Consider the following 6,000-nt stretch of genomic DNA (forward strand, 5'->3'; position numbering starts at 1 on the left):
AGCGCAAGCGAATTTCTGCCCTTCTGTGCTAAGCGGGTGATTAGACGGGGTTTTATTTGCTCAGAAACCACCAGATAAACAGCAGCGAAAAGCCAAATAAATAAATCAGCCCCAACCAGGACAAGAGGCGGATCCAGGGCTGCATCAGGTGTTTTTGCTGACCCCGCATCAGACGGTAATTCAGCCAGGCAAACACAGGAGTGGTGACAAAAGCCAGACTCATGGCAAAGGTCAGCATAGGCCCAAGCGCAGATTTAAAAAATAAAATCACCGCCATCCCTGAAGCAGCCTGCGCCAGCAGCCAGTAGTTGTAACTGTTTTTTCGCTGCGTTTTTTGCCAACCCAGCAGCTGGAACGACTCATTGATAGTACGGGCATAACCATCCAGCACGGTCAGCGTAGTGCCAAACATACAAAGGAAAGCAACAAAAGCCACCAGCAACCTCGACCAGTCACCTATAGTACTGGCATACATAGCGACAAACTGGCTGGTGTACGCAGCACCAGCTAATTCTACTTTCTGATCCGAGCCATATTGCACCAAAGCGCCCAGTGACAAAAATACCAGAGCCAATGCAGTAGTGCTCCAGTAGCCTAAGTTAAAGTCAAACAAACCATCCTTTTTACTGACAGCCGTATGCTGCTGCTTGGCTTTAAGCCATAACGAATTAATAGCGGAGATTTCAATAGGAGCAGGCATCCAGCCCATCAGCGCGACTAAAAAGCCTAAATACATTAACTGCCAGGGCGAAGGGCCGACAAAATCCGGCGCTGCTGTTGGCCCCTTATTAAAGGCAATAATGGCGGCGGCTACTGTAGTGATGGTTAACAACACCATCACCCACTTAGAGACGCTGTCGAGTAACTTGTATTGGCCTGCCAGTAAAATCAGCAAACAGACGGCCAGCAATATCAGGCACAGCACTGTCAAGGACAACTGCACCGGCAGAAACAACTGCAGCAAGCTGGCTGTCAGCAATAGCACACCAGCCGTATTGACCACAGCAGCTATTAAATTCAGCCAGACAAAACTTAATAAATAACCCCGGCCTTGTTTTTTATAGCCTTCCAGCAAAGTTTCACCACTTTGCAGACTGTACTCGACACCAAAGCGGAAAAAGGGGTACTTCAATACATTCACCAGCAAAATCAGTACCGCCAGTTGCCAGCCAAACAAAGCACCAGCCTGAGTGGAAGCGACAATATGCGAACCACCAATAGCGGCCGTTGCTAATAAAACACCTGGCCCCAAAGCCTTCAATCTGCTGTGCCAGTTTGACGAATATCCCTGTTGCATAAGTTTTTGTTTTTATGTTTAAAAAGCCGTGACCCAGCTTAGCCAAAGCCAAAGCTGAACACCATCGGACAAATGGAAAAACTTCAGAGGTCGGTCCTTCGGCTTGCCGCTTTGCTTATGCTCTGGCATGCTGCGCTTAAATGAATATCTAGGAAATTCGCATGAGTCAGGAACCCTTAGTCGATCAGGAAATAATTTTTGAAGTGCTGGAAAACCAACTGGCCGATAATAATCCAAAACAAGTGAAAGAAACCCTGATGCGTTTATGCATGACAGGCCATAGCAGAGAAGATGCGTTGGAGCTGATGGCTTGTGCATTAGCACCGGAGATGGAAGCTGTGATTGAACGCAACGAAGCTTTTAATCTGCAGCGTTACATCGAACATCTGGCCTTGTTGCCGGAAATGCCTTGGGTGACGGAGTAAGCTACTCGGTTATTGTACAGGCGGGATAAACCCAATCGACACCGGATTGAACGATGGACGGGCGGGGATAAACCCGCGCCCCTACAACGCGATTTGCAAAATAAATCCGTAGGGGCGACCTTTATGGTCGCCCACCTGTAACGCCGCCACAGCCCAAGGACGTAGGATGTTCAGAAATAAATGATCATCTCGGCTGCCTCACAGCGACAATCAAAACCACAACGCACACATTCATAACCGTTATGGCTATCTTGCCGCCATTTATCCGGATGAATTTTTACCAGTTGCCCACCTTGTTTTGTGAAGTACTTCACAGCCGCATTGCCAAGGCTTTGCCGCCATAAATGCGCGACCCCTGCTTTTGCGCCTTGTTGTTTTAATGCAGTGATAGAGCGCTTCATCAATTCGCCCCCCACACCATGGCCCTGCCAATGAGGCGCTATGGTATTGCATTTAAAATAACTGGTATCCGTTATTTCTGTTTGCCATAAATCTGTGCTGCACCACTGATCGGGTTGCCACTGCCCCGCCGCCCAGCATAAACGGAACCCCACCAGTTGCTGAGCAGCATAAGCCACAAAGCTGGCATCTATGCCCTGCTTAATACTTAACTGGTGGTAATAAGCCAGAGACTGCTGATCCAGATAACCATCCCCATGCACCTGATTGGCTAATTGCAGCAAAGCAGCATAATCCTGCAATTGAAGCTGACGGTACTGAATAGCTATGGAATGCATAAAACACTCTTGGTTTTTTCTCTTGTTCTTGCCATGATCACTAAAAAACTCATCCATTACAATATAGCTGTACGACAAAAGGAAAAACGGATGTACGACCCGCTTATCGACCCCCATCCGGGCCAGGGCCAGGCTTACCCACACAGCTATTGGGCTGATCATTCAGGCGCAGCACCGGCAGATGATGGTCAGTTACAACAGGATTTATCAGTGGATGTCGCCATTATTGGTGCTGGTTACACAGGTTTATCCTGTGCTTATCATCTGGCAACTGAACATGGCGTAAAAGCAGTGGTGCTGGAGGCCAACAAAACCGCCTGGGGTTGTAGCGGCCGTAATGCCGGTTTTGTGCTGAAATCCTCAGGTCGGAAACCCTATTCAGTGATGCGGGCCCAGTATGGCGAAGCAGCCATGCACGGAATTTATAACGAATTTTGTGCTGGTCTTGAAACCGTTAAATCGCTGATCGCCACTGGTATAGAATGCGACCAGCAAGAATCAGGTTATTTACGGATGGCACATAAACCGTCGATGATCAAAAGCCTGCGGCAACAAGCAACCTTACTGCAAAAAGAATTTGGTTATCAGGTGGAACTGTTCAGCCGTGACGAACTGCATCAGCGTTTTGTCGCCGACCAGCACGCTTATGCAGCTTTGCGCTTTTACGATGGTTTTGGTGTTAACCCGCTGAAACTGGCATGGGGTTATCAGCAACTGGCGCAAAAAGCCGGAGCCAAAATTTATAGCGCAAGCCCTGTCACTCAATGGCAGCAAGAGGGTGAACAGCAACTGCTGATTACGCCGCAAGGCTTGGTTCGGGCGAAAAAAGTGGTGATCGCCAGCAATGGCTACACGCCAAAACTGCTGCACAGCGGTGTGCAGTCCCGCACCTTGCCTGTGTTGTCGCAAATTATTGTCACAGAACCTTTGTCTGAAGCTCAGCTGGCCGCCTGCAATTTTTTAACCTCGCAAGTGATTATGGATACCAGGGCTCTGAAGTATTACTACCGTAAATTACCGGATAACCGCATTTTGTTTGGTGGCCGCGGTGCTATTACCGGTCAGGGTGCAGAGGATCCTTATTTTGCGAACCGCTTGCTTGAGGTTTTAAAACTCAGTTTCCCGGCTTTACAGTCACTCAAATACGACTACAGCTGGTCAGGCTGGATTTGTATGACACTGGATGATATTCCACATCTGGCTCAGGCCGATGACAAAGGTAATGTGCTATACAGTATGGGCTATTGCGGCAGCGGCTTGACCTTTTCAGTTCAGGCCGGTAAACGACTGGCAGAACGTTTAATGGGAGTACCTTTGCCCGCCATTCCGATTTATCAGAAGGCTTTGCCGCAGTTTCCTTTGCCAGCGCTGCGGCGTTTAGGCCAGTGGGGCTATTTTCATTATGGCATGGTCAAAGATCGCTGGTTCTAATCCTCTTAACAGATCGAATTAGACGCGAGACGGGCGGGGACAAGCCCAGCCCCTACCGAAACCACAGCAAGTTCTTGGGTATATAAACAGAGTCAGGTAAACTGGCGGCCATATCTGGAGTAAGAAGTGACATCATGAGTTCAAGCAAAGCATTAAAAAAGAAAATCAGTAAAAGAGCCAAACAAAAGAAAAACATTCTGGTGAAAAACTCTATCCGGTTAAAACAAAAAGCGGAAGAAGCTCAGACTGAAAACACTGAAACTGATGCTACTCAAGTTGAGGCAGCTGAAGCTCCTGATTCACCTCAGAAAAATACTTCAGCTGCAGCTGAGTAAAAATGGGCTCTTGCTGTACCTCAGCTAGGGCTTTATCAAATTTTTTCCTTAATTGCGCATTTTTAAAAGCCGCACTGTATAAACTGGGCTTAAACACTGGCGCTAAATCAAAAGGCTGCATACTGTGGCCTGCCAATTTGGCGTAGTAATAAAAGATATTTCTGTCCATCACCACTACGTCACAACGTTCCAGCAATAACATTTGTAGTTGCTGGCTCTGATTGGCCACTTCCTGATAATTCATCACCAAACGCACTAGTTGTTGATATTCGGGGCCCAACAAAGTTCTGGCGTTATGAAAAGCCACCACAGAATAGGGTTTTAATTGCTCCAATTGATGCAGTTGCAAACTTTTGGATGACAGGCTGGCGGCTACATTCTGATAACGGATATAAGGCTGAGAATAATACAGGTGCTGCTGCTCTGGATCGCTCTTTTGCAAAGTTGCTATATCCGCTCTTCCCGCCAGCATTAAATCCTTAATCCTGGCGTTAGGCACATGCAAAAAAACTGCGTCGTAACCCATTTTTTTGCTTAATAAACGTAATAAATCCAGCTCATAACCTGAGCTGTCGTTTAAGTCGATATAAGGGGGTTTGTCCAGACCGACCAGAATCGTCAGCTCTGTTTTAGCCTGGGCTGTTAAACTAAAGGCGATACATAAAAACAATAACCATCTCATGCGTTTACCTCTATACCCGCCATTAGAAAAAGTTTAGTCTGGATCAGATCATCCTTAATCTGCAAAGGCCATTCTGCATGTCAGCATCAGTTGATATTCAACACCATCCTGAAGAACATCGTTTTGTTATTTTGTGGGAAAAAGAACAGGCGGAGCTTCTCTATAGCCTTGACCCAAACAGCAAGAAAATCAACTTTTACCGCACTTATGTTCCGGCAAGTGCCAGAGGAAAAGGGTTAGCCAGACAACTGGTCGAAGCGGGTCTGAGTTGGGCAAAAAAACAGGGCTATCAGATAGAAGCCAGTTGCTCTTATGTGCTGCCTTTTTTAAAGAATTAAAGCATGTTCCGAACATACTGAGACAGGATTTATCGCTGTCCCTCTGAAATTCAAATCCAATGCTGTGGGTGAGAGCGCACAGACAACGAAGCTGTGGCTTGAAATAACGGTTCAGTTTGAGTACAGCTTGACGCGCCTACACTATTGTCAACTTCATTGCCGAAGGCAATCGAACTTTATAACAAAGAATTGAGGTGTATGATGAACAAGTCTCTTATTGCAGGTTTAGTAGTAGGTGGTATCGCCGTTACTGCTTTAGGCTCTATGGCAGGCTACAGTTATTTAGACAAAGAACCGGAATACGCCGAAGTAGTTGCCAGCAAAGCTGTGTATGAAAGCTATAACGTACCGGTTGAACAGTGTACCGACCAGATTGTGCAGCAGAAAGCAGCAGTGCAGGATCAACATCAAATCGCAGGTACCGTTTTAGGTGCTGTGGTGGGTGGTGTACTGGGTAACCAGGTTGGCGGTGGTTCAGGTAAGAAGATTGCAACTGTTGCAGGTGCTGCAGCTGGTGGTTATGCCGGTAAACAAGTGCAGAACGACATGCAAAACAAGGATGTAGAAAGTACAACCCGCCGGGTTTGTAAAACAGTGCAGAAAAAAGAACAACGAATTGTTGGTTACGACGTAACCTATTTGTTGGACGGTAAAGTCCACAAAACCCGTTTAAATGAAGAACCAGCAGAACGCCTGCCGGTAAAAGATGGCCAGCTGCTTACAGCCAGCGCCAACTAAGAAAGTGCCCCAAATGC

The 6,000-nt window shown here is 47.0% G+C and carries 8 protein-coding genes; 5 read left to right on the plus strand and 3 right to left on the minus strand.

What is annotated here, in order from left to right; translation table 11 throughout:
* Nucleotides 1-52 precede the first annotated feature (52 nt).
* A complete protein-coding gene (locus LSG37_RS17670; RefSeq protein WP_233081129.1) occupies nt 53-1,297 on the minus strand; it encodes an NRAMP family divalent metal transporter in 1,245 nt (414 codons plus the stop codon).
* A gap of 161 nt (nt 1,298-1,458) precedes the next feature.
* Here LSG37_RS17670 and LSG37_RS17675 point away from each other — a divergent pair, with 161 nt between their 5' ends.
* Nucleotides 1,459-1,722 (plus strand): hypothetical protein, encoded by a 264-nt coding sequence (locus tag LSG37_RS17675; RefSeq protein ID WP_233081130.1) that lies wholly within the window; start codon nt 1,459-1,461, stop codon nt 1,720-1,722.
* Between the two features lie 170 nt (nt 1,723-1,892).
* Here the strand turns inward: LSG37_RS17675 and LSG37_RS17680 are convergent, their stop codons facing one another.
* Nucleotides 1,893-2,459, minus strand: a complete 567-nt coding sequence (locus tag LSG37_RS17680) for a GNAT family N-acetyltransferase (RefSeq protein WP_233081131.1) — start codon at nt 2,457-2,459, stop codon at nt 1,893-1,895.
* A gap of 90 nt (nt 2,460-2,549) precedes the next feature.
* Between LSG37_RS17680 and LSG37_RS17685 the strand changes: the two genes are divergently transcribed.
* On the plus strand, nt 2,550-3,890 hold the full coding sequence (locus LSG37_RS17685) for an NAD(P)/FAD-dependent oxidoreductase (protein ID WP_233081132.1): 1,341 nt from the start codon (nt 2,550-2,552) through the stop codon (nt 3,888-3,890).
* A 134-nt stretch (nt 3,891-4,024) separates the two neighbouring features.
* Nucleotides 4,025-4,225, plus strand: coding sequence for a hypothetical protein (locus LSG37_RS17690; RefSeq protein WP_233081133.1), 201 nt, complete (start codon nt 4,025-4,027; stop codon nt 4,223-4,225).
* Here the strand turns inward: LSG37_RS17690 and LSG37_RS17695 are convergent.
* The gene (locus LSG37_RS17695) at nt 4,158-4,907 is read right to left on the minus strand and encodes a substrate-binding periplasmic protein (protein WP_233081134.1); all 750 of its coding nucleotides are present in this window, start codon (nt 4,905-4,907) and stop codon (nt 4,158-4,160) included. The two genes, LSG37_RS17690 and LSG37_RS17695, sit on opposite strands and share 68 nt — an antisense overlap.
* 77 nt (nt 4,908-4,984) lie before the next feature.
* Here LSG37_RS17695 and LSG37_RS17700 point away from each other — a divergent pair, with 77 nt between their 5' ends.
* Nucleotides 4,985-5,245, plus strand: a complete 261-nt coding sequence (locus LSG37_RS17700) for a GNAT family N-acetyltransferase (protein WP_233081135.1) — start codon at nt 4,985-4,987, stop codon at nt 5,243-5,245.
* A gap of 198 nt (nt 5,246-5,443) precedes the next feature.
* Nucleotides 5,444-5,983: a glycine zipper 2TM domain-containing protein gene (locus LSG37_RS17705; protein ID WP_233081136.1), complete on the plus strand. Its 540-nt coding sequence runs from the start codon at nt 5,444-5,446 to the stop codon at nt 5,981-5,983.
* Nucleotides 5,984-6,000 lie beyond the last annotated feature (17 nt).

It is taken from the genome of Rheinheimera soli (assembly GCF_021290985.1).
In the GTDB taxonomy this organism is placed as follows: domain Bacteria; phylum Pseudomonadota; class Gammaproteobacteria; order Enterobacterales; family Alteromonadaceae; genus Pararheinheimera; species Pararheinheimera soli.